Here is a 21,273-nt window from a genome sequence, read left to right as displayed (position 1 = left end):
CGGATCTTTTCTACTAAATCAATTTAAATATACTCTTAATCTGCCTTGCAAATAGCCAATTCTTTGCTCCGCAATTATCATTTAAACTATCTAGCATAATAAAATTTCCATTAGAGAATTTCAACTCTAATGTTGTATTTTTATCATTTGTTTTTAGGCTTATGTCTGTAATGTTCTCATACTTTAACTTTTCAACTTGAATATATTCTTCTTGCGCCTGACCAATGACAACATGATCTTGGAAAAAGAAGAACACTTCAGCTTTCTTTCCAAAACAAAATACATGTTTCGGGTAAATTAAAGTAGCGTTATCAATCGCAACGCATAATTCCTTTACTTCTTGGACAATCTCTCCAAAGTCCTCTTCATGTCTTGCATTTGATTCTTCAATCCACTCTTCTACTGTTCTCATATTTATTGCCATTTCTTATCCTCCAGCATCATTCATTACTTGCTCATATGTATTTACATTATAATAAGATTTGTATTCCGATATTTGCGGCATCTATTTTTCAAGAGTGAATATTATATCATAAAGTGAAACTTTAATCAGTGGGGGTTTTCTTCATCCCCCACTGATTATTAGCCCTCACCAATCGGGCTTTTACGGGCAGTTTATCTCCCACCTAACTTCTGTGCTCCCGCCGAATTTTGAGGTGGGAGTATTACTGCCCGTTAATGCGGGATAAATTTTTCAGTATAAAAAATAGCACCCCTATAAGAAGCGCTATTCTGCTCGCCTCGCTGCTTGTTGAATCGGATCCCAAACACTGTTGTATGGCGGAGCATAGCTTAAATCGACATCCTCTAAATCATGGATACTCATTTTATGGAATAAGGCCATCGCAATGACATCAATTCGTTTATCTACGCCTTCTTCTCCGATTACTTGTCCACCAAGTAATTGTTTTGTATCAGCTCGATACAACAATTTCACATAAAGTGGTGTAGCACTTGGATAATAACCAGCCATACTTGTTGAATCTACCTTTACTGTTTTATAAGGGAGCTTTAATCCACTCGCTTCTTTTTCATTTAAACCTGTTCTCGCTAATGTGAATCCCATAAATTTAATAATCCCTGTACCGAGAGTTCCTTTAAAAGCTCTTCGTTTATCAATCATATTTAGTCCAGCAAGACGTCCCTGCTTATTCGCAGTTGTACCGAGCGGGATATGGTCTTGCATTTCCTTTACAACATGATAATGCGTTGCACAATCTCCTGCCGCATAAACATCCTCGACATTTGTTTGCATATAAGCATTTACTTCTATCGCCCCTTTGTTGTTCGTACGAATTCCAGTTCCATTCAAAAATTCCGTATTTGGTTGCACGCCAACTGAGACTAAGACAAGATCCGTTTTATACGTCCCTTTATCTGTTTCAATCCATTCGACTTTTTCATTTCCTTTAAAAGCTTTTACATTTTCATTTGTTAAAATTTCAATATGATGTTTCGCCGCTTCTTCATGTATATGTGCGGCCATATCCGCATCATAAATCGTGCCGATATGATTATTTCTTTCAATCATTCGTACACGCTTCCCAAGCTCCACAAATGTTTCAGCCATTTCAAGACCAATTGCCCCGCCGCCAATAATTGTTACTTGCTCAACATTTTGTTCCTGCAGTGTCTCCAATATTTTATGGGCATCTGGAATTGTTTTTAGAAGATGAATCCCTTTCAAATCCTTACCTTCCCAATCTGGCATAACAGGCCTAACTCCTGTCGCAATTAACAAGCGGTCATATGTATATTGAAATGACTCCTTTGTCTTTGTATGTATACCATGTACAGTTTTATTTTCAATATCAATTTTCGTTACTTCATGATTTGTTTTCGCATCAATTCCATACTTATCACGAAATGTCTTCACATCTCTGGCAATTAATTTTTCAGTAGAAGGGATCACGCCGCTAATCACATATGGAAGTCCGCACTGTGCATATGAATATATTTCACCTTTTTCTAGTGTAACAACCTTTGCTTCTTTTTCATTTCTCACAATTTGCATTGCTGCGCTCATACCAGCTGCATCCCCGCCAATAATTACATAGTTCACCAAACCACTCCTTTGTACACTCTCTATCGTTTACATTTTCCAAATTCACCATAAATACTCTATAAATATCATATACAAAGTATAATATCTTCTTCCTTTTGTTTACAAATGAATCCCCTTCCGTCCAAACATAACAACGTACACCATTTCATATATATCCATTTTTGTTTTCCAACATGCCAATCTCGCCTTCGAAAACAAAAAGAACCTTACACTCATTTGTTTCTTCTGGTTTCATATAGCATGGGCATAAAAAAGGATCTGACCATTTCTATGCATGGCCGGATACTCTCGCCTACTCAAAAGGATGGTTTTATACCTTAAACATCCTTTGAACATTATAGGTAAAACGTCGTGTCTTATAAATCTGATTATTAATATGCTATAACAGTCACAATGGAAAGTAGGTGAACAGACTCAATGTGTAGTAATTTTATTTCTACTCCTGCTGAATCCAAAATTGCTCAACCACTTGAACAAGAATTCAGTATTCATGCAACAATCTACGATGCAGAGGCTTGGGCAGTTGATAGCGATACCTTTTTTCAAGAAATTTGGAAATCCACCCTATTTGCATCTACCTCTCAGCCTGATGAGGCGGTCTATCCACTTGGTATTCTTAAAATTATCAACCTCTCTTACGATGCAGTAAAAGTTGTCGTATCAGAAAAATTAAACAGTAGACTCGAGATTACAGTTCCACCGAATTCAGAAGCCATACTTTCTTCCAGTGCTTTATCCGATGTCCAAGCTAGTACAACTGGAAAATCGAGTAGGGTCAACTTTCTCTTTCATATCTTTTTTTCACGCGAACCAGCTAAAGCTGCCCTTATACCACTACAAAAATAATAAAAAAGGTACATCACCATCATTGATGATGTACCTTTTATTTTTACAACATAAAAAGTGAATTCTTCTACCTATTCCTTTGACTTTATAAGCTCAACATTATACATCTCGACATCATTCAACTCTCCTGTATAATACGGATTTTCCCGATACCAGGACTGACTTAAAAAGTAGGCCTGCATATCTTTCGTTTGAAAAATATGCCCATGCCGAGCGTATATTTCATTTCTCGCAATCCGTAATTGTTCTTTTGTTAAGAAATTTAACTCTGCACTTGTTAACTTCCGAATATGACTATCAGGAAAGAAAAATCCGTTATACACATACTTCGTTGTTACTGGTGGTGAATAAGAAGATTTCGGTTGTTCTTCAGATTTTTTTTGAAACGATAATGTATAGTATTGGTTTGTTGATATAGGTTCCACCTTTGTTCTCTCTTTTCCGCTTGCGCCCTCTTTTTCTAAATAAATCGAGACGCTCCCATCCGTAGCTACCGGTCCCCACTTAAATTCTTCCCCTGTGAGCGTCGTAATTGGTTTCTGATTGGCATATAATGTCGCCCCTGCTACATTTGTTTGAATCGTGATGTAATGGCCTTTTAACGAAAGATCAACCGTTACATTATTTTGATTTTGCTTCATAAGTACGACCTTTTCTTCACGCTTTAGCTTCACATAATCATTTTTAAACTCTGATTGAAACGTTTGAACCCCTGGAAAAAATGGCCCATATTGCTTTTCAAACATTTTATCAGTCGTCTTATCTAACTCTTTTCCATTTATTTTTAACAACGCATCTTTTTCATTTGTAAGAAGCGATGCGTAATACGTTTTTGCTTTCAATTTATATCGATCAAATAGAAATAAGTATTTTCCATCCTTCGTTAATACAAAGTCTACTTTTTCTACATCACTTTGCTTCTTCCTTTGTTGTTGGATAGAAGCTTTTAAATCATTCACATAGGCAGGGAATTCTTTTATATAAGAAAACAATGGTGCTACACTCTCTTTATCGACTACAAATTGCGGATCATCTGTCGTCACAATATCAATGAATTTCTCTGCATCTCTTTCTTGTAAGATCGTAATCATTCTATCAATTTGCGCTTCTGCAGAATAATACTTTGCCCCATACATGTACGCCCCGCCTAAGCTGAGAATAAGAAGAATGATAACCCCAATCCATATTTTTTTCCCTGTGCTCCTCTTCCTTCGTACATGGGATACCTCTTCGTTTCCTCTCCGTTCATATTCAGCTCTTCTCATTCCACAGCTTTGACAAAATTGCACGCCATCCATTAATTGCGAACCGCATTTTGTACACACGCTCATCCGTTCAGCCACCTTTTTAATAGAAGCCTGAGAAACTTCCCGTTAAGGTATTAATGATTGTTTGGATATAAGACCAAAGGATAATCCAGATGGCAATTGAAACCAAAATATTCGCAACAATTAGTGTATACACTGGATCTAATCCACCTCGGTCTAACTTTACGATTGAAACAATCATACATACGCCCATCCACGATATAGCAATCCCTAAAAAGAAAGCTGCTAAAAAAATTGTTAAAAAGCTAAATAAAAGTGCGATAACAAGCACAGCGACAACTGGTGTCGATACTGTTCCCCAAACACCTAATGTTTCCAAAAAAGAAAAAGATGATTTCATCAACTTTCCACTTACAAAAACAATAAACCCAGCAAAAAGAACCAAAATTAATAAAAAGAGAAAGACTTTAACAGATTCTCCAAAAAATGAAGGTGCAGGTACTTCAGGTGCGAATCTCGTCGCAACCGATGTAGCCTGACTCATCATTCGATAAAACAGACAAGCAAATAAAAAACAAATAAGAACAAGACTTACAATCCCATTCCTTACCTCAATATGTCCACTTTTCATAATTGCTGACGGAGCTTTCAATGCATTCTTAAAAAACTGGAAATAGCCACTCGCAAATTGCTTTGCTTGCTCTACCTTTTCATTTGATCCTGCTGCCTGCGTAGGTGCTGACCTAATCAACTGCTGTTCTGCTTGCTGTTCACGATGTCCCGCGGCTTGTTCTGTTAGTGCATGCCCGCAATTCCCACAAAATTTCGCTTCGCTTGTATGCTCGGTGTTACATTTTGGACACGTCATCTTATCATCTCCCCCTTAGCATGTATCTTCTAAGCTGCTACAAATTCAATATATGTACGAGGAGAGGAAACATGACTACAAGAATCTCGCCCTTCTTTCTAGTAACATTTTGACAAAAACCTTTCTATCTATATACAATATGAAAAAGCTTATACACCATAAAGTGAAACTTTAATCAGTGGGGGGTTTCTCCACCCCCACTGATTATTAGTTGAACCAATCGGGCTTTTACGGGCAGTTTATCTCCCACCTAACTTCTTTGCTCCTGCCGAATTTTGAGGTGGGAGTATTACTGCCCGTTAATGCGGGATAAAAATAATAGATTGGACAAAAACTATGGAACTTGTACACTCACTTTTTCAAATCTTTATTACTAGTTTCGTGCAACTATTCTCTTTAATCGGTATCATCATTTTGGTTGGTTTTCTATTAGGTTATTTAGAATCTCTTACACGAACATATTGGACGAGAGCTTTTGGCAAGAAAGGCTTCCTTTTATCCGCATGGATCGGTGTCCCTATCCATGAACTTGGACATGCTGTTATGTGCGTCCTATTCAGACATCAAATCGTAGCAATGCAGCTCTTTCCAACCGATACAAGTAACGGTTATTTAGGTTATGTAAGGCACCAATATAATCAAAGAAGTATCTATCAACGGATAGGAAATTTCTTCATCGGAATTGCTCCTATTTTTTCAGGAATGGCCGCATTAATCCTTTTGATGTATTATTTCGTACCACAATCTTATTCGGTCTTTATACGTGCTCTTGAAACAAATACGCAAGTTACTTCTATCAACATCGATATGCTGCAAAATATTTTTGTATCCTCATTTCTCTTATTAAAAAGTCTTTTTACGATTAGTAACCTTTCTACACCTTCCTTTTGGCTGTTTCTTTTCATCGCGATTTGTATCTCTGCACATATCGCCTTGAGTAAACCGGATATAGAAGGTTCATTAGATGGTGTGATTACTATATTTATCGTCTTATTCCTATTCAATACGATAGCAGCGTTGTTTCATTATGATAGTAATCAGTTGATAGGGAATGTAGTGAAATATAATATGGATGTACTTGCTTTTTCAAGCATAGCGATACTCTTTTCTTGTATCTCTACACTCATAAGCTATATTTTCTACAAAATTAAAACAGCTAGTTCGAGATGAACTAGCTGTTTTGCTTAATTTCCCCCTTTATAATTACACTGCTCCACAGGAATACGAGCATGCCCCTCTTCATCCGTACACCAAGACTGCGATTGAAATGCAAGGAAAATTCCAATCCACTTTTCCTCTTTCTCAAAGTGGATGAATATGCCACCATCTTGCCACACGCCATCATCATTCTCCCACTCCTCCACATTTCCTTGGTTCATATGAATATCATGGATGCCGTTACCAGGTTTAAAATGAAAATATCGGTCAGGTGTATTATGTTCTGGACCCCACCGTTCTCCAAATGCATAAATAATTGCCTTTTCCTCTATTGCTCGTTTTATATAATGTTCGATTTTTTCATTTAAATCATTATTAGCTCCCGACTTTTCTGGTGGCAAAGGAATCATCTGCTTGGAATCAAATAGATTTCCTCTTACATAATCTAGTGCAATCTCTGGCTTATTGTCTTTAATTTCAGTAAAACCAAAAGGTAATGTCGGTAAAATCGTAATCGCTTCTGATTTTATATTTTCACTTGCAAAATATAATACCTCGGATGGATAACTTTGTGATTTTACATTAATTGCAATGCGATAGTCTACTCCTGATTCATCTTGCAAATGAACTTGATAATGAGGTGTTTTCCCTTTTCCAATCATAGATTGCAATGCTATACCTTTTAGGACTCCGTAGTTTTTTAAGGGCATGGGATCATCTCCTCTTCATAAAATAGAAACACTTGTTCTTTTATACATTATCCACTTACAAACAAAAATCCTCCTTAAACAGAGGATTTCATTGCAATACATACCATCCGGCAACTTCCACCACTACAATCAACACCGCTCCGAAAATCATAAGCGTTGTCTTCTTTAGTAGTTCATTCTCACGAAACGGGATATTACATAAGTAAGCCCCAAGTGTAATTCGTGATGGACAAGCAATTGTCGCTACAGATGATGCTGTATTTTGCAGAGTCGTCACATATTGCCACGGAAGCCCTACATTCTGCGCGGTTTGCATTTGTAGTTTAATAAACATCGCATTTGATCCTGCGTTACTTCCCGTTAAAAAACCACCAATTGCACCGATGAACGGGGCAACAAAGACAAATAACGTTCCAAATGTATTTCCTGCTGCTTCCGCTAATAATGTGTGCATACCAGCAGCGCCCATTAATTCTGAAATGGCAATGAACATTGTCGTTGTAATCGCAAACGGTATCCATTGTTTAATCGTTTGCGATAAAGATTGTTTTATAATAATAGAAGGAATACGGAAAAAAATGATGGTAAATAAACATGTAACCCCAAGCCAAAATCCAGGTGAATATAGTAATGCTAGTTTGTAAGAGTACGCCGGTAAATCAAGAACAGCATAAGACCCGAGCATATTATGTAGCGATGGAATGAGACGAGAAAGCAAAATACAAACTGTTAAAAATAAATAAGGGCTTATAATTTTCACGATAGAAACTTCTCGCTGCGTCGTTGCAGCATGCTCCGATAAAACCTCCTTCCCTTGCTTCGCTTTCATTTTAATGATAAGAAAACCAAATGTAATTGTTACAATGGAACTTAAAATCCCTGCTAACTCAACACTTACGTATGCGTTAGAAAGATAGATTGATATAGAAAACAAAAGAAAAAAGCCCATTCCTTCCTTCCACTTTTGCTTAATTGCTTGCCAACCTCCAACTACATACAAAGAAAGGAAAATAAAGTATGCAAAAAAAGGAATACTGAGTAATGCTGTACTAGTTCCTAAGTTTACTAATGGCATGTTAATAAGCTGCGATCCAATAATCGTTCCCGTTGCCATCGCTCCCCAAGAACTCGCCAATAAACCGATAAAAGAGAGTAACACCGCTTGAAACGGTTTATAACCGAGCGAGAGAAAAATAGGAGCTGCCACCATAAAACCAATCCCAAATCCGCTCACTGATTCAATAAGTGGACAAATTCCAAAACACATTAAGAGCATTTGTAATAATCGATCATGAGTAACTTGTTCGATAAAACGTGCCACTTGATCGATATACCCCATTTTGTTCATGAGGTGAAATAAAAAAATACCAAAAAACAAAACATAGCCAACAATAAAACAAATTAACCAGCCCTTAATAGTTGCATGCATGACCTCCCCGATTTGCAGTCGAAACATGGGCGTGAGTAAAACGATTCCACCGCATACTGCATAGGAAATTAGCGATGCTTTCAGCGATGTTTGCTTAAAAATAAATAAACAAATAAAAATCATCATGATTGGAATAAGGGCTAACAGTACAGCCATACCATCATCTCATTTCTTATAAGATACAATTGTAACTATTATATAACAGATGTCGAAATATTCAATTCATTTCACAACAGTTTTTTACCATTCTTTATCAAGTGAAGGATTGAAAAAATGTTACACTACAAACAAATACCGTTTTAAAAGGAGCGCTAACAATGAATAAAGAACAATTTTGGCAACTCATTTCAGAAATGATGGAAAAAGACGAAACGAGCGATTGGCTAATTGAACAATTAGCTTCGCGATCTACAAGTGAAATTGCAGACTATGAAATCCACTTTCAGACTGCTTTCAAAGAATCTTATACATCCTCTCTATGGGCAGCTGCGTATATTATTCTAGGTGGATGCTCTGATGATTCCTTTGATTACTTCAGAGGCTGGCTCATTGCATGCGGACAAGAAGTGTTTGAATCAGCCATGCAAAATCCTGATAATCTAGCAAACTTAATTCCTTCTTTTTATGAAGAGGAAGAAATTATTCCAGAGTTTGAAGAAATGTTAAGCGTAGCCCTTGAAGCTTTTTCTTTAAAAGAAACGGGAGATATAGAATGGGACGACGATATTTGGGATAAATTTGACTCTTTATTAGATGAAAAGGGACACGATTCATCTATGCCTGACATTGAATTCGATTGGGATGAAGATGATGAAGAAGGATTAGCAAAACGTTTTCCAAAACTTTGGAAACGATTTGGTGAAAACCCATTAGGTTAATAATAAAAGAGGCTCCTTTACAGGGAGTCTCTTTTTGTCGTCATTTGTCGTTTGGTCGATATCCTTTGTCGAATCGCCGATATATTTTCGCCGATATAATCGAAGAAACTGTCGATATATTTGAAGAATCGCTGATAAAGTGAAACTTTAATCAGTGGGGGTTTTCTTCATCCCCCACTGATTATTAGTTGAACCAATCGGGCTTTTACGGGCAGTAAGACCCCCACCAATTCTTATTTCACCGCAGCAATCAACTCACAAATCTCTTCTTTCTTTTCTGCTTCTAACAACTCAATTACTTTACTCCCTACAACAACCCCATCACACACAGTAATCATCTCTTCTATATGCTCAGTCGTTGAAATCCCAAATCCAGCAACTACTGGGAGATGCACATGTGCTTTTACCTTTTCCAAATAGCTATGAATCTCTTGTTTAAAGTCCTGTCTTGCGCCTGTGACACCTGCAACTGTTACCGCATAGACGAAGCCTTGTGATTCCCTCGTAATTTTTTCAATCCGTTCAACCGGACTCGTTACCGTAACAAGTGGAATGAGTGCGATATTCGCATCACGAAGGAGGGGTGCAATAATATTTTGCTCTTCGTATGGCAGATCAGGAACGATAATTCCATCTACGCCAGCTTCCAAACAGCTTCCTATAAAACGTTCTTTTCCAAATGCTAAAATCGGATTCAAGTATGTCATAAGTACAAATGGAATTTGTGCTTCTTGTCTTACTTCCGCTAATGCTTGAAAGATCCCTCCGAGCGTTGTTCCATTATCTAATGCTCGTTTTCCCGCCCTTTGAATTGTCGGCCCATCTGCAACTGGATCAGAAAAAGGGATACCAATTTCAACAATGCTCGCTCCTGCTTCATCTAGAAAACGAATTTGCTCTTGTAACTTTTGTAAACCACCATCTCCCCCCATTACATACGGGATGAATGCTTTTTTACCATTTTGAAACGCTGCTGTAATTCTTTCTACTCCCATTTTCTACACCTCTTCCATATAACGTTTTATACTTTCAACATCTTTATCACCGCGGCCTGATAAACAAATGACAAGCCCTTCATCTTGCTTCATTGTAGGGGCAAGTTTTAATGCATATGCCACTGCATGCGAGCTTTCTAATGCCGGAATAATTCCTTCTTTTTTCGTTAGTAACTGGAATGCAGCCAGCGCTTCATCATCTGTAATCGAGTGATAAGAAACACGGCCAATATCTTTTAGCAGACTATGTTCTGGCCCAACTCCTGGATAATCTAGACCTGCAGAAATAGAATGTGCTTCCTGAATTTGTCCTTCTTCATTTTGAAGGAGATACATCATCGAACCATGAAGGACACCAACGCTTCCCTTTGTTAAGGTTGCTGCATGTTTCTCTGTATGAACCCCTTTTCCTGCTGCTTCGACTCCGTAAAGAGCAACTTCTTCATCGTGTACAAACGGATAAAACATTCCCATTGCGTTACTTCCACCGCCAATACAAGCAACAACAGCTTCTGGTAATTTTCCTTCTAATGCTTCATATTGCCTTTTCGTTTCTTTCCCAATTACACTTTGAAAATCACGTACAATTTGCGGGAATGGATGCGGTCCAAGAACAGATCCCATTACATAGTGCGTATCGTGCACATGTGCAACCCAGTAGCGAAGCGCTTCGTTTACTGCATCTTTTAACGTCCCACTACCTGCTGCAACACTTTCCACTTTCGCTCCTAATAATTCCATTCTGAAGACGTTTAACTTTTGACGTTTCACATCTTCTTCTCCCATAAAAATGACGCACTCTAAACCGAGTAAGGCACACACTGTCGCGGTTGCTACTCCGTGCTGTCCAGCTCCTGTTTCAGCTACAACCTTTTTCTTACCCATTCGCACTGCAAGAAGCGCTTGCCCAATTGTATTGTTAATTTTATGAGCACCTGTATGATTTAAATCTTCACGTTTTAAATAAATCTTTGCACCGCCGCAATACTTTGTTAAATTCTCCGCAAAATAAAGCGGTGTTTCTCTTCCGACATACGTTTGTAAATAATGCTCTAATTCTTGTTGAAATGCTTCATCTTGCATCGCTTCTTTATATGCTTCTTCTAATTCTAAAACGGACTGCATCAGTGTTTCTGGAACATAGCGTCCTCCGTATATACCGTAGTGACCTTTTTCATCTGGATATGCATATTGCATGTTTAACACTCCTTCGCTTTTCTAATAAATTGTTTTATTTTCTCACTATCTTTCTTTCCATCTGTTTCTACTCCGCTGCTGACGTCCACCATATACGGCTTAACAATTTCAATTGCTTCTTTAATGTTTTCAATGCGTAATCCACCAGCTAACATGCACTTTTTTCGAATTTCATTTGGCATATGCTCTAGTAACTGCCATGAAAATGTTTTACCATTTCCACCATGAAACTTTTCTTTCGGACTATCAAATAAGAGAAAATCTGCTTCATAGCCTGTTGATTGTTCTATATCTTCACTCGAACTCACACCAACCGCCTTTATAGACGGAATATTCAATCTTCTAACATGATGATTCCCTTCATCCCCATGTAGTTGCACATGCGTTAAACCACAATCATTTACGATTTTCCGGATGACTTCTACCGATTCATTTACAAACACGCCCACTTTCATTACGTCAGCTGGAAGCTCACCAATAATCTGTTTTGCCTTTTCAGGTGTAATTTCCCTTTTGCTTTTCGCAAATACAAATCCAATGGCATCTGCGCCATATTCACAAGCAAGTTTTGCTGTCTCGAGATCAGTAATGCCGCAAATCTTTACCTTCATGTTGTCACCTTCAGTGATTGAAAAAAGTCTCCGACAGAAGGTGCTGTCATCAGTGCTTCCCCAACAAGAATACCTTTTGCACCAGCCTGCTTGACACGCATGATATCTTCTTTCGTATGAATTCCACTTTCACTAATCCAAAGTCTATTTTCCTTATTTAATCGTTCCCCTAGCTTTTCAGTTGTGCTGAGATCCACTTCAAATGTTTTTAAATTCCTATTGTTTATCCCAATCACATGAGGGTTTAGTTCTAGTGCCACCTCTAATTCGGCCTCGTTGTGGACTTCTACAATTGCCTCTAGTCCTACTTTTTGCACGTATGCATATAACTCTCGTAGTTTTTCTTCTGGTAGCGCAGCGACAATAAGTAAAATGAGATCCGCTCCCGCTTCATACGCCCGATCAATTTGAATCGTATCGATGATAAAATCTTTACATAGAAGCGGAATATTACTATGCACTCTCGCTGTTTCTAAATCGTGAATCGATCCTTTGAAAAATTGTTCATCCGTTAAAACTGAAACAGCTCCTGCACCAAACTCTTCATACATTTTTACTTGTTTCGGGACATCTACCTGTAAATTAATATTACCTTTAGATGGCGACGCTCTTTTCACTTCTGCAATAACTGTAAATTGTTTCAGTGCTTCCACAAGTGAGTAAACCTGTCTTTTTTCTTTCACTGGTGTATATGTTTTGTATAACTCTTCTACTTCTTTTTTCTTCTGCTTAACGATCTTGTCTAAAATGGTTCCCATTTAGTTCACCCTCTCTAATCTTTGATTACTAGCTGCAATTAATAAATTTAGTTTCGCCAGGGCTTTTCCTGAATCAATGCTATGAGCTGCTAACCCGATGCCTTCTTCAATCGTCTCTACTTTTCCATTCGCAAAAAGGGCAAGACCTGCATTGAGTAAAACCGTATCACGGTATACACTCTTTTTCCCCTCTAGTATTTGCATTGTAATATGCGCATTTTCTTTTGCATTTCCGCCTCGGATTTCTTTATTGCTTACCCGAGAAAATCCATACGTTTCTGGAGTAATGCTCTCTTCTATAATCTTGTTATCTTTTAAAATCACTACATGATTTTCTCCTTGGAGAGAGGCTTCATCTAAAAATCCACTTCCATTTACAACAAGCGCTTGTTTTCGACCAAGCTTTTGCAATACTTCAGCTACTGGCATTAGCATATCTCGTTTGTATATGCCAACAAACTGCGTTTCTAAATCAATCGGATTTGTAAGCGGACCAATAAGATTAAAAATGGTCGGTACATTTAGCTCTTTTCTTATTTTCATAATGCGCTTAAGTGCTGGATGCATTGCTGGCGCAAATAGAAAAGCTATGCCTACTTTTTCTAATAAATAGTCAATTTCTCTTGGCGTGCATGCAATATTGACCCCAAGTTCTTCTAATAGATCCGCACTCCCCGTTTTACTAGAAACAGCGCGATTTCCATGTTTCGCTACCTTCACACCAGCTCCAGCAAGTACGAAAGCAGATGTTGTACTAATATTAAATGTTTGGGCACCGTCTCCGCCAGTTCCGCAATTATCCATCGCTCCTTTTATATGACTCGCAAATGGTAATGCCTTTTCCCGAAGTGCACGAACGAGGCCGTATATTTCATCCGCTGTTTCACCCTTTGCCTTTAACAATGCTAAGAATGCAGCAATTTCACTTTCTAATATATCTTCACTTAAGAGTGCAAGACCTGCTTCATACATTTCCTGTTCTGTTAAATTCTGTCCGTCTACTAATTTCCGAAGATAACTGTTCATACTCGCTCCCCCTCTTTCACATTGGCTAAAAATGCACGTATTAATTTTCCGCCCTCTTCCGTCGCAATGGACTCTGGATGAAACTGTAATCCAAATAGTGGATAGTAGTTATGACGAACTGCCATGATTTCCCCATCATCCATCGCTGTTGCTAATACATCAAAACACTTTGGAATCGTCTGCTTCGCCGCTACGAGTGAATGATAGCGCATCGCAGTTAACGGTTGCGTGACATAGGAAAATATCGATGTGCCATTATGTTTTACACGTGATGTTTTCCCATGTTTTATATTCTCTGCTCTTACAATTTCACCGCCAAACGCTGAAATGATCGCTTGATGTCCAAGACAAATGCCAAGAATCGGAATTTGTTTATAAAAATGCTGAATCACCTGGATGCAAATTCCTGCATCTTCTGGTTTTCCGGGTCCCGGTGAAAGAATAATTGCTTTTGGTTTCATTCCTTCCAGTTCTTGAATCGTCACTTTATCATTTCGCAGTACAACAATCTCTTCTTCATATGCCCCTAACAATTGATACAAGTTATAAGTGAACGAATCATAGTTATCGATGAGTACAATCATTTCATTACCTCCAGTAGCGCTCTCGCTTTATTTAACGTCTCCTCATACTCGGCAATTGGATCTGAATCATAGACGATACCAGCTCCTGCCTGCACATATGCTTTCTCGTCTTTGACAACCATTGTGCGAATCGCAAGCGCCATATCAAGGTTTCCAGAAAAAGCTATATATCCAACTGCTCCGGCATATACATTTCTTTTTTCCGTTTCTAATCTATTTATAATTTCCATCGCCCTAATTTTCGGTGCTCCAGATACAGTACCAGCCGGCAAACAATACGCTAATGCGTCAAAACAATCCATCTGTTTTCGCAATGTTCCGGAAACTTCGGATACAATATGCATCACATGTGAATACTTTTCGACTTTCATATACTTATCTAACTTAACTGAACTGACTTCACTCACCCGGCCGATATCATTTCGCCCTAAATCTACAAGCATCATATGTTCGGCACGTTCTTTCTCATTGGCTAAGAGCTCCTTCGCGATTTCTTCATCTTCCGCTTTTGTTTTTCCGCGTGGTCTTGTTCCTGCAATCGGATTTGTCATCACCTTATCATCTCGTACAGAAAGTAAGCTTTCTGGTGAAGAACCAAGTACAACATAGTTTTGGAAATCAATATAAAACATGTATGGCGATGGATTCGCAATGCGAAGTTTACGGTATAAAGCAAATGAATCACCTATAAATTCACTTTGCAATCGCTGAGATAATACAACTTGAAAAATATCACCATTTCGAATATACTTTTTTGCTTTCTCTACCATTTCGCAAAACTTTTCTTCTGTTATAGAAGAAGTAAAGGATAGAGAAGGCTGTACTTCTGATATTTGTTCTTTCGCTGCCTTTAAGATATCTCGTTTATATACTTGCAGTCTCTCATGCACTTCTTCAAAGGAGTCTGTATCATCTTCTCTGTATACATATACAAATGATAATTTTTGGCGTAAATGATCGTATACAATAAATTCTCGGTACAATAATACATGAACTTCTGGAATATCAACCGGATCAAATAGCTCTTCTCCAATATCTTCATATTGCCGAATGACATCATAACCAATATATCCAACTGCTCCTCCGCAAAACGGAAATGGACTTTCGACATTCGTTGGAGCAATGACTTGTTTCAATACTTGTAATACATTTTCTTCTACCTGCTCTGTTCTACCATTTATCGTAATCCTTGCAGCTGCGCCACTACTTTTGACTTCTCCGTATGGATTACATCCTAAATAAGAATAACGTCCTTTATCTTGATGAAGCTGCGAGCTTTCAAGTAAGAATTTTTTCTCACCTTTCATTTGGCGATATAAAGCAATCGGCGTCACACTATCTCCTTCTTCTTCATCAATGACCAAAAATGTTTTCCCTTGTTGCATGTTAAATTGTTCTTTCGTTATCATGACTGCCACCTCACTATTTAAAATAAAAAAAGTCCCCTACATATCGAAATATGTAGAGGACGATAAATTTACCGTGGTACCACCTCGTTTGGATGCAAGAAGCATCCCGCTTTATTCAGGTACAAATATATACCTTATCCTTGTAACGGCGGAACCCGGGCTGCCTACTTCTTTCGGTTCAGCATACCTCTCGTAAGCCCATTCCGCATATGGCACCGCACCGGGCTCCCACCTATCCCCAGCTCTCTGGAACGTCTCCAATATACGTACTCTTCTTACTTAAACGATTTAATTTATTTAGTTGATTTATTTTTATACACAAAAAGGGAGTACTCATCCTATAGAAAGGACGGGTACTCCCGTGGTGCCACCTTAATTCGTTACAAAAGTAACGCACTTTAACGTATCAAAATATAATACGTGTCTCTTGTATCGATGAGATCATGTCGCCAAAGCCTACTTCTTTCGGTTCGGTCTGGAAGCTCCGAAGGCCATTCCATATTAATCCCATACTGATTCGCACCAACCATCAGCTCTCTGACATGTTCAGAATATGTACTCTTCTTCATCAACGCTTGCATTTTTTTAAGTTGCACTCATTATAGTCCTTACTTTTTTCATAAGTCAATACTTTTTAAAAAATTTTATTTTTTTCTTCATTCAATATTATATTGACAAAACAACCTATTTTTATGTAAATATAATAAATACTCTATTAAAATGTAGGTTTTTTGTCAGAAAATTATATATTCTAAAAATAAAACGATGTCAAAAAACGCTTACATTTCAGAAAATTCGTATTTGTATATGGATTTTCTGAAATAATCATGATAGATTATAAATATGCAAAGTTCATCAAAAGACATTACAAAAGGAAGGGGAACTACATGAGTACGCAGATGTTAATTTTAACTTCGATCTCTATTTACATGCTCGGGATGTTAGTCATTGGCTATTTCGCCTATAAACAAACATCCAACTTAACCGATTATATGCTTGGCGGGCGTACACTAGGCCCCGCAGTAACAGCATTAAGTGCTGGAGCAGCCGATATGAGCGGCTGGCTGTTAATGGGATTACCCGGTGCAATGTTTAGCGTTGGATTAAGTAGTAGCTGGATTGCGATTGGCCTAACACTTGGCGCATACGCAAACTGGATCTATGTCGCTCCTCGCTTACGTACCTACTCAGAAATTGCAAACAACTCTATTACTATTCCAGAATTTTTAGAGCATCGTTTCCATGATGCTTCTCATATGCTACGTCTCGTTTCTGGACTTGTTATTATGATCTTTTTCACATTTTATGTAGCTTCAGGATTCGTTTCAGGTGCTGTACTATTCGAAAATTCATTTGGACTAAATTATCATGTTGGATTACTTATTGTTGGAGGCGTTGTTGTAGCTTACACATTATTCGGCGGCTTCTTAGCTGTAAGTTGGACAGACTTCGTTCAAGGTATCATCATGGTAGTTGCTCTTATCCTTGTTCCGGTCGTAACAATTATGAATGTAAACGGCCTTGGTCCAGCATTTGATACAATTAAATCTATTGACCCAGCACTATTAGATATTTTTAAAGGTACATCCGTATTAGGTATTATTTCATTATTTGCATGGGGTCTTGGTTATGCTGGACAACCTCATATTATCGTACGCTTTATGGCTATCTCATCTGTAAAAGAAATTAAAAGCGCACGTCGAATTGGTATGGGCTGGATGATTTTCTCTGTAGTAGGAGCTATGTTTACTGGTCTTATCGGTATCGCTTACTATTCAAAAGCGGGATTAAAGCTCTCTGACCCAGAAACAATTTTCGTTGAACTAGGTAACATTTTATTCCACCCATTAATTACTGGATTTTTATTAGCAGCTATTTTAGCGGCTATTATGAGTACAATCTCTTCTCAGCTTCTTGTTACTTCAAGTGCAGTAACAGAGGACATATATAGAACATTCTTTAAACGTTCTGCATCTGATCGTGAGCTTGTATTTGTTGGTCGTATGGCCGTTCTTGTTATCGCACTTATTGGTTGCGGATTAGCATTTAAACAAAATGACACAATCCTAGCACTTGTTGGCTACGCTTGGGCTGGCTTCGGTTCTTCATTCGGCCCTGTCATTTTACTAAGCTTATACTGGAAACGTATGACAAAATGGGGCGCGCTAGCTGGAATGGTTGCTGGGGCTGTAACTGTTATTACGTGGACACAATTTAAGTTTTTAAAAGATTTCCTATATGAAATGATTCCAGGATTTGCGATAAGCTTACTAGCCATTATTATCGTAAGTTTACTAACAAAACCTTCAAAAGAAGTTGAAAAGCAGTTCAAGGAGTTTGAGAAAACTGCATAATATTTTTAAAATAAGGAACCTTCGCTTTCATCATAAAAGCGGGGGTTCCTTTCTTTTTATGTACCTTTCTACAATTTTCTCTTTGAAATTAACAATTTCTTTATGTTTCGTTAAATTTATCATAACACTACTTCGCTATAGTATTAGTATGAACACTTATACAGAAAGGAGACTTTAAAATGATGGCATCACTACAACACCAAAACTCAAAAAAACTATCACTTATTACAAATGCTTCTTGTCCAAACATACAATCAAATTCACCTCACATTTCACTCGCTCCTTCTGTTGTATCTGTAATTGGTGTGCATATACAAAAAGACAAATTAAAAATAAAAGTAGGGCAAAGCGCTGAATTATCAGCCTCTGTTCTCCCAATTCAAGCAACAAATCAAGAACTCATTTGGACAAATATGAACCCTAACGTCATAACAATTCGTACAGATCAAAACAAAGCAATCATAACTGGAAAGAACGCCGGACGGGCTGTCGTCATCGTCACTACTGCCGAAGGGAAATTCAGGGATTTATGTATTGTTCATGTTCAGCCTTTTATAACAAATCCGAAGTAAAAACCTTTGTTTTATTATAAAGATAAAAAGAAGAGTGGCTCTTTGAGACCACTCTTCTCATTCATGTATAATGTCATTTGCTACTTCAATTTGTGGATGGGTGCTTTTTGTAAGAGAGACGAATTGCTTCGTATCGCGCAGAGAAATAAGTTCTGTTTCAAATTGAGAACCATATAGTATTTCAAGCCTATCAAAGGACAGTGCAGGAGCTGCTAGTGGATTTTTTATTTTTGAAATTTTTCTTATATCTTTGATTGAGTTATCATTAGCCCTCCAAGACTCGCTACGAGCGAATGGCTAGTTCTTACTCGACGGGAATCCCACCCGTTATATGACACGACCCAAGCTCGGCCGCACAAGCACCCGTTCGTTTAAGTACAGTCCTTCACAATCTTGATTTTTTATTGAATAGGTCAACACAGCTTATGTGGCAAAAGAGAAGGATAGATAAAGCAAAAATATTTGCCTTATCTATCCTTTTTGTACTACAAATGACCTCATTACTACTACAATTTTCAACTAGCAGGTGTTGTTGTAAGATTCCCACTATTATCAACCGTTAATAGCCAACGGGTATTATTTGGTGCTGTTAGTATTATCCCGTGACCAGCACCCCTCATCTCGATATGGCCATGTCCGACAGTTAAAGCCGCAGTAGGCACTACCTGTCCACCTAAATACCCAGCTAAATCCAAAGTGCCTGCTCGGAGACTTCCACTACCGATTACGTCACTTTCTGGAACTACCTCTAAATGCTGACCAACATAAACATAGCGATTGAATACATTATTAGTCCCTAAGAAAAGGGTATTCGAGATTGTTTCAAAACCTCTATTCACTCGTAATGCACCACCCACAGTTAAATCACCACTGGTTGTTAAGGTATCAATTACTATTTCCGCATTTAAATTTCCATTGACCGTTAAATCACCTTGTATGGTTGCATTTCCAGCTACTGTTACAGTATCTGTCAACGCATTGCCTAACTGTGTATTCCCATTCACCGTTAAATTCCCTTGTACTGTTTCACTTCCTGCTACATTAACTGTGTCTAACGATGAATTACCTAATTGAGTATTTCCATTGACTGTTAAATTCCCTTGTACCGTTTCACTTCCTGCTACATTAACTGTGTCTGATGATGAATTACCTAATTGAGTATTTCCATTAACTGTTAAATTCCCTTGTACCATTTCACTTCCTGCTACATTAACTGTGTCTGACGATGAATTACCTAATTGAGTATTTCCATTAACTGTTAAATTTTGTGTTACCGTGACATTACTAAACGTTGGCAATTATTCATTCCCCTTTCCTAATAATATTTCATATTTATATTATGAAAAAATGATATAAATAACTTGTACGCTTGTCCAAACTTGTCCAACATAATTAATAAAATGGATGCTGTATTCATATCAGTTTTTCAATTTATACAGAAAAAAGCTGCCAGGATTCCTCCTAACAGCCTACTAATAATCTATAAAAACACTACAACTCTTGCGTAAATGCTGCACTTTGCACTCGTTCTTTCTGCACACTTTTTTGCTGCTGCAGCAAGAAAATAAACACACCACATAATACGAGAACGCTACCGATAACTTGCATACCATTCAATTTCTCACCTAATAAGAAAAACGCAAGTATCGATGCTCCAACAGGCTCTCCTAAAATACTCATTGAAATCGTTGTCGCATTCACATAATTTAATAGCCAGTTATTAATCATATGTGAAGCAGTTGGTACAATCGCAAGCAACAGGAAAACCCACCAGTCCCATGTAGAATATCCTGTAAATGGTACACTCATGATTACGTTATAAATAGCGATAAATATTCCCGCAAATGCAAACACGGTAAAGCTATAAATCCAGTGTGAAACTTTTTTTACTGTTGTTTGCCCAATGAATAAATAACCAACAACCACAATGACACTTAAAAAGGATAAAATATCTCCAAATATCGCTTCTCTGCTTAACCCTAAATCGCCCCATCCAATGCACATTACACCAAGGATAGCAATCCCCATTGTGGCAATCGCTGAATAAGTGGTTCTTTCCTTAAACAGAAAAAAACCTCCAACTAATGATACAATTGGCTGAAGCGCTAAAATAATGGTTGAACTTGCAACAGTTGTAAACTTTAAAGATGCAAACCATAAAAGGAAATGCAGTGCTAAAAAGAACCCTGATCCTATCAAAAACAGCCAATCTCGCCCTTCAATTCTGCGAAACTCTTCACGCTTTTTCCAAACAATCGGAAGCATAAAGATTACAATAATCCATAACCGATACATACTTAAAATTGAAGATGGCGCTGAGGACATCTTTACGAAAACAGCTGCAAATGAAATGGCTATAATGGAAACTGCTAACGGTAGTGCAATTGATTTTTCTTGTTTCAAAGTTGTTTTACCCCTCTCCCTGTAAAAATCCCCACTTCATTATATATAAACCTAATTTAATCTTTCAACATATAAATCGTTGCTATGAAAAAGGGAACCTGCACTTTCTTTCTCGCTTTGTTTTCATTTAGCACGTGGAACC

General features: G+C 37.8%; 20 protein-coding genes, 1 pseudogene and 2 other annotated features. Of the genes and pseudogenes, 5 read left to right on the top strand and 16 right to left on the bottom strand.

Going from position 1 to position 21,273, the window contains the following annotated elements; genetic code table 11:
- Positions 1-13: 13 nt before the first annotated feature.
- Complete coding sequence (locus tag HRG09_RS03635) at positions 14-424, bottom strand: DUF3908 family protein (RefSeq protein ID WP_174099402.1); 411 nt, start codon at positions 422-424, stop codon at positions 14-16.
- Between the two features lie 303 nt (positions 425-727).
- Positions 728-2,062: an FAD-dependent oxidoreductase gene (locus HRG09_RS03630; RefSeq protein ID WP_174099401.1), complete on the bottom strand. Its 1,335-nt coding sequence runs from the start codon at positions 2,060-2,062 to the stop codon at positions 728-730.
- A 420-nt stretch (positions 2,063-2,482) separates the two neighbouring features.
- On the opposite strand from HRG09_RS03630, the gene HRG09_RS03625 reads away from it, so the two are divergent.
- Positions 2,483-2,911 (top strand): hypothetical protein, encoded by a 429-nt coding sequence (locus HRG09_RS03625; protein WP_174099400.1) that lies wholly within the window; start codon positions 2,483-2,485, stop codon positions 2,909-2,911.
- Positions 2,912-2,982: 71 nt separating this feature from the next.
- Here HRG09_RS03625 and HRG09_RS03620 read toward each other — a convergent pair whose 3' ends face one another.
- Together HRG09_RS03620 and HRG09_RS03615 are read right to left on the bottom strand one after the other, a co-directional pair.
- The gene (locus tag HRG09_RS03620) at positions 2,983-4,242 is read right to left on the bottom strand and encodes a TcaA 3rd/4th domain-containing protein (RefSeq protein ID WP_174099399.1); all 1,260 of its coding nucleotides are present in this window, start codon (positions 4,240-4,242) and stop codon (positions 2,983-2,985) included.
- A gap of 16 nt (positions 4,243-4,258) precedes the next feature.
- On the bottom strand, positions 4,259-5,047 hold the full coding sequence (locus HRG09_RS03615) for a zinc-ribbon domain-containing protein (protein WP_174099398.1): 789 nt from the start codon (positions 5,045-5,047) through the stop codon (positions 4,259-4,261).
- 336 nt (positions 5,048-5,383) lie between these two features.
- On the opposite strand from HRG09_RS03615, the gene HRG09_RS03610 reads away from it, so the two are divergent.
- Positions 5,384-6,217 carry a hypothetical protein gene (locus HRG09_RS03610; RefSeq protein ID WP_174099397.1) on the top strand — a complete coding sequence of 278 codons (834 nt, stop codon included), beginning with the start codon at positions 5,384-5,386 and terminating at the stop codon, positions 6,215-6,217.
- A gap of 14 nt (positions 6,218-6,231) precedes the next feature.
- Here HRG09_RS03610 and HRG09_RS03605 read toward each other — a convergent pair whose 3' ends face one another.
- Both HRG09_RS03605 and HRG09_RS03600 read right to left on the bottom strand, forming a co-directional pair.
- Positions 6,232-6,915, bottom strand: a complete 684-nt coding sequence (locus tag HRG09_RS03605; protein ID WP_174099396.1) for a DUF2278 family protein — start codon at positions 6,913-6,915, stop codon at positions 6,232-6,234.
- Between the two features lie 88 nt (positions 6,916-7,003).
- Positions 7,004-8,500: an L-lactate permease gene (locus HRG09_RS03600; RefSeq protein ID WP_174099395.1), complete on the bottom strand. Its 1,497-nt coding sequence runs from the start codon at positions 8,498-8,500 to the stop codon at positions 7,004-7,006.
- 161 nt (positions 8,501-8,661) lie between these two features.
- Here HRG09_RS03600 and HRG09_RS03595 point away from each other — a divergent pair, with 161 nt between their 5' ends.
- Entirely contained in the window at positions 8,662-9,222 is a 561-nt protein-coding gene (locus HRG09_RS03595; protein ID WP_174099394.1) for a DUF4240 domain-containing protein, read from the top strand.
- A 233-nt stretch (positions 9,223-9,455) separates the two neighbouring features.
- On the opposite strand, the gene trpA is transcribed toward HRG09_RS03595, so the two are convergent.
- From trpA to trpE, 7 genes are read right to left on the bottom strand one after another with little or no spacing between them, the layout of a single operon-like run.
- On the bottom strand, positions 9,456-10,217 hold the full coding sequence (trpA, locus tag HRG09_RS03590) for a tryptophan synthase subunit alpha (protein ID WP_174099393.1): 762 nt from the start codon (positions 10,215-10,217) through the stop codon (positions 9,456-9,458).
- 3 nt (positions 10,218-10,220) lie between these two features.
- Positions 10,221-11,414, bottom strand: coding sequence for a tryptophan synthase subunit beta (gene trpB, locus HRG09_RS03585; protein WP_174099392.1), 1,194 nt, complete (start codon positions 11,412-11,414; stop codon positions 10,221-10,223).
- Between the two features lie 2 nt (positions 11,415-11,416).
- Positions 11,417-12,025 carry a phosphoribosylanthranilate isomerase gene (locus HRG09_RS03580; protein ID WP_174099391.1) on the bottom strand — a complete coding sequence of 203 codons (609 nt, stop codon included), beginning with the start codon at positions 12,023-12,025 and terminating at the stop codon, positions 11,417-11,419.
- Positions 12,022-12,783, bottom strand: coding sequence for an indole-3-glycerol phosphate synthase TrpC (gene trpC, locus HRG09_RS03575; protein WP_174099390.1), 762 nt, complete (start codon positions 12,781-12,783; stop codon positions 12,022-12,024). The genes HRG09_RS03580 and trpC overlap by 4 nt, the downstream gene beginning before the upstream one ends.
- The gene (gene trpD / locus HRG09_RS03570; protein ID WP_174099389.1) at positions 12,784-13,809 is read right to left on the bottom strand and encodes an anthranilate phosphoribosyltransferase; all 1,026 of its coding nucleotides are present in this window, start codon (positions 13,807-13,809) and stop codon (positions 12,784-12,786) included. It lies immediately after the preceding gene.
- Positions 13,806-14,393: an aminodeoxychorismate/anthranilate synthase component II gene (locus tag HRG09_RS03565; RefSeq protein ID WP_174099388.1), complete on the bottom strand. Its 588-nt coding sequence runs from the start codon at positions 14,391-14,393 to the stop codon at positions 13,806-13,808. Before HRG09_RS03565 ends, trpD begins: the two co-directional genes overlap by 4 nt.
- A complete protein-coding gene (trpE, locus tag HRG09_RS03560; RefSeq protein ID WP_174099387.1) occupies positions 14,390-15,802 on the bottom strand; it encodes an anthranilate synthase component I in 1,413 nt (470 codons plus the stop codon). Before trpE ends, HRG09_RS03565 begins: the two co-directional genes overlap by 4 nt.
- A gap of 52 nt (positions 15,803-15,854) precedes the next feature.
- Positions 15,855-16,095, bottom strand: a binding site (T-box leader).
- A gap of 49 nt (positions 16,096-16,144) precedes the next feature.
- Positions 16,145-16,383, bottom strand: a binding site (T-box leader).
- Between the two features lie 306 nt (positions 16,384-16,689).
- On the opposite strand from trpE, the gene putP reads away from it, so the two are divergent.
- Complete coding sequence (gene putP / locus HRG09_RS03555; RefSeq protein ID WP_174099386.1) at positions 16,690-18,156, top strand: sodium/proline symporter PutP; 1,467 nt, start codon at positions 16,690-16,692, stop codon at positions 18,154-18,156.
- Between the two features lie 179 nt (positions 18,157-18,335).
- Positions 18,336-18,728, top strand: a complete 393-nt coding sequence (locus HRG09_RS03550; RefSeq protein WP_174099385.1) for an Ig-like domain-containing protein — start codon at positions 18,336-18,338, stop codon at positions 18,726-18,728.
- A 57-nt stretch (positions 18,729-18,785) separates the two neighbouring features.
- On the opposite strand, the pseudogene HRG09_RS03545 reads toward HRG09_RS03550, so the two are convergent.
- From HRG09_RS03545 to HRG09_RS03535, 3 genes and pseudogenes are all read right to left on the bottom strand, one after another.
- A pseudogene (locus HRG09_RS03545) lies at positions 18,786-18,983 on the bottom strand (PH domain-containing protein); the annotation flags it as partial.
- A 260-nt stretch (positions 18,984-19,243) separates the two neighbouring features.
- On the bottom strand, positions 19,244-19,921 hold the full coding sequence (locus HRG09_RS03540) for a hypothetical protein (protein WP_217447907.1): 678 nt from the start codon (positions 19,919-19,921) through the stop codon (positions 19,244-19,246).
- 298 nt (positions 19,922-20,219) lie between these two features.
- A complete protein-coding gene (locus HRG09_RS03535; RefSeq protein ID WP_174099383.1) occupies positions 20,220-21,131 on the bottom strand; it encodes a DMT family transporter in 912 nt (303 codons plus the stop codon).
- Positions 21,132-21,273: the final 142 nt, after the last annotated feature.

Source organism: Bacillus sp. Xin1 (genome assembly GCF_013314535.1).
In the GTDB taxonomy this organism is placed as follows: Bacteria; Bacillota; Bacilli; order Bacillales; family Bacillaceae_G; genus Bacillus_A.
Note: the sequence above shows the minus strand (reverse complement) of the source record. Positions and strands in the feature narration are given on the sequence as shown.

Excerpts from the sequence above, each read along its gene's own strand:
- HRG09_RS03540 (WP_217447907.1), bottom strand. The coding sequence starts at position 19,921 with ATGGTACAAGGGAATTTAACAGTTAATGGAAATACTCAATTAGGTAAT.
- HRG09_RS03600 (WP_174099395.1), bottom strand. The coding sequence starts at position 8,500 with ATGGCTGTACTGTTAGCCCTTATTCCAATCATGATGATTTTTATTTGT.
- putP (WP_174099386.1), top strand. The coding sequence starts at position 16,690 with ATGAGTACGCAGATGTTAATTTTAACTTCGATCTCTATTTACATGCTC.
- HRG09_RS03635 (WP_174099402.1), bottom strand. The coding sequence starts at position 424 with ATGGCAATAAATATGAGAACAGTAGAAGAGTGGATTGAAGAATCAAAT.
- HRG09_RS03595 (WP_174099394.1), top strand. The coding sequence starts at position 8,662 with ATGAATAAAGAACAATTTTGGCAACTCATTTCAGAAATGATGGAAAAA.
- HRG09_RS03615 (WP_174099398.1), bottom strand. The coding sequence starts at position 5,047 with ATGACGTGTCCAAAATGTAACACCGAGCATACAAGCGAAGCGAAATTT.
- trpE (WP_174099387.1), bottom strand. The coding sequence starts at position 15,802 with ATGATAACGAAAGAACAATTTAACATGCAACAAGGGAAAACATTTTTG.
- HRG09_RS03605 (WP_174099396.1), bottom strand. The coding sequence starts at position 6,915 with ATGCCCTTAAAAAACTACGGAGTCCTAAAAGGTATAGCATTGCAATCT.
- HRG09_RS03565 (WP_174099388.1), bottom strand. The coding sequence starts at position 14,393 with ATGATTGTACTCATCGATAACTATGATTCGTTCACTTATAACTTGTAT.
- HRG09_RS03550 (WP_174099385.1), top strand. The coding sequence starts at position 18,336 with ATGATGGCATCACTACAACACCAAAACTCAAAAAAACTATCACTTATT.
- trpC (WP_174099390.1), bottom strand. The coding sequence starts at position 12,783 with ATGGGAACCATTTTAGACAAGATCGTTAAGCAGAAGAAAAAAGAAGTA.
- HRG09_RS03620 (WP_174099399.1), bottom strand. The coding sequence starts at position 4,242 with ATGAGCGTGTGTACAAAATGCGGTTCGCAATTAATGGATGGCGTGCAA.
- HRG09_RS03625 (WP_174099400.1), top strand. The coding sequence starts at position 2,483 with ATGTGTAGTAATTTTATTTCTACTCCTGCTGAATCCAAAATTGCTCAA.
- trpD (WP_174099389.1), bottom strand. The coding sequence starts at position 13,809 with ATGAACAGTTATCTTCGGAAATTAGTAGACGGACAGAATTTAACAGAA.
- HRG09_RS03610 (WP_174099397.1), top strand. The coding sequence starts at position 5,384 with ATGGAACTTGTACACTCACTTTTTCAAATCTTTATTACTAGTTTCGTG.
- HRG09_RS03580 (WP_174099391.1), bottom strand. The coding sequence starts at position 12,025 with ATGAAGGTAAAGATTTGCGGCATTACTGATCTCGAGACAGCAAAACTT.
- trpA (WP_174099393.1), bottom strand. The coding sequence starts at position 10,217 with ATGGGAGTAGAAAGAATTACAGCAGCGTTTCAAAATGGTAAAAAAGCA.
- trpB (WP_174099392.1), bottom strand. The coding sequence starts at position 11,414 with ATGCAATATGCATATCCAGATGAAAAAGGTCACTACGGTATATACGGA.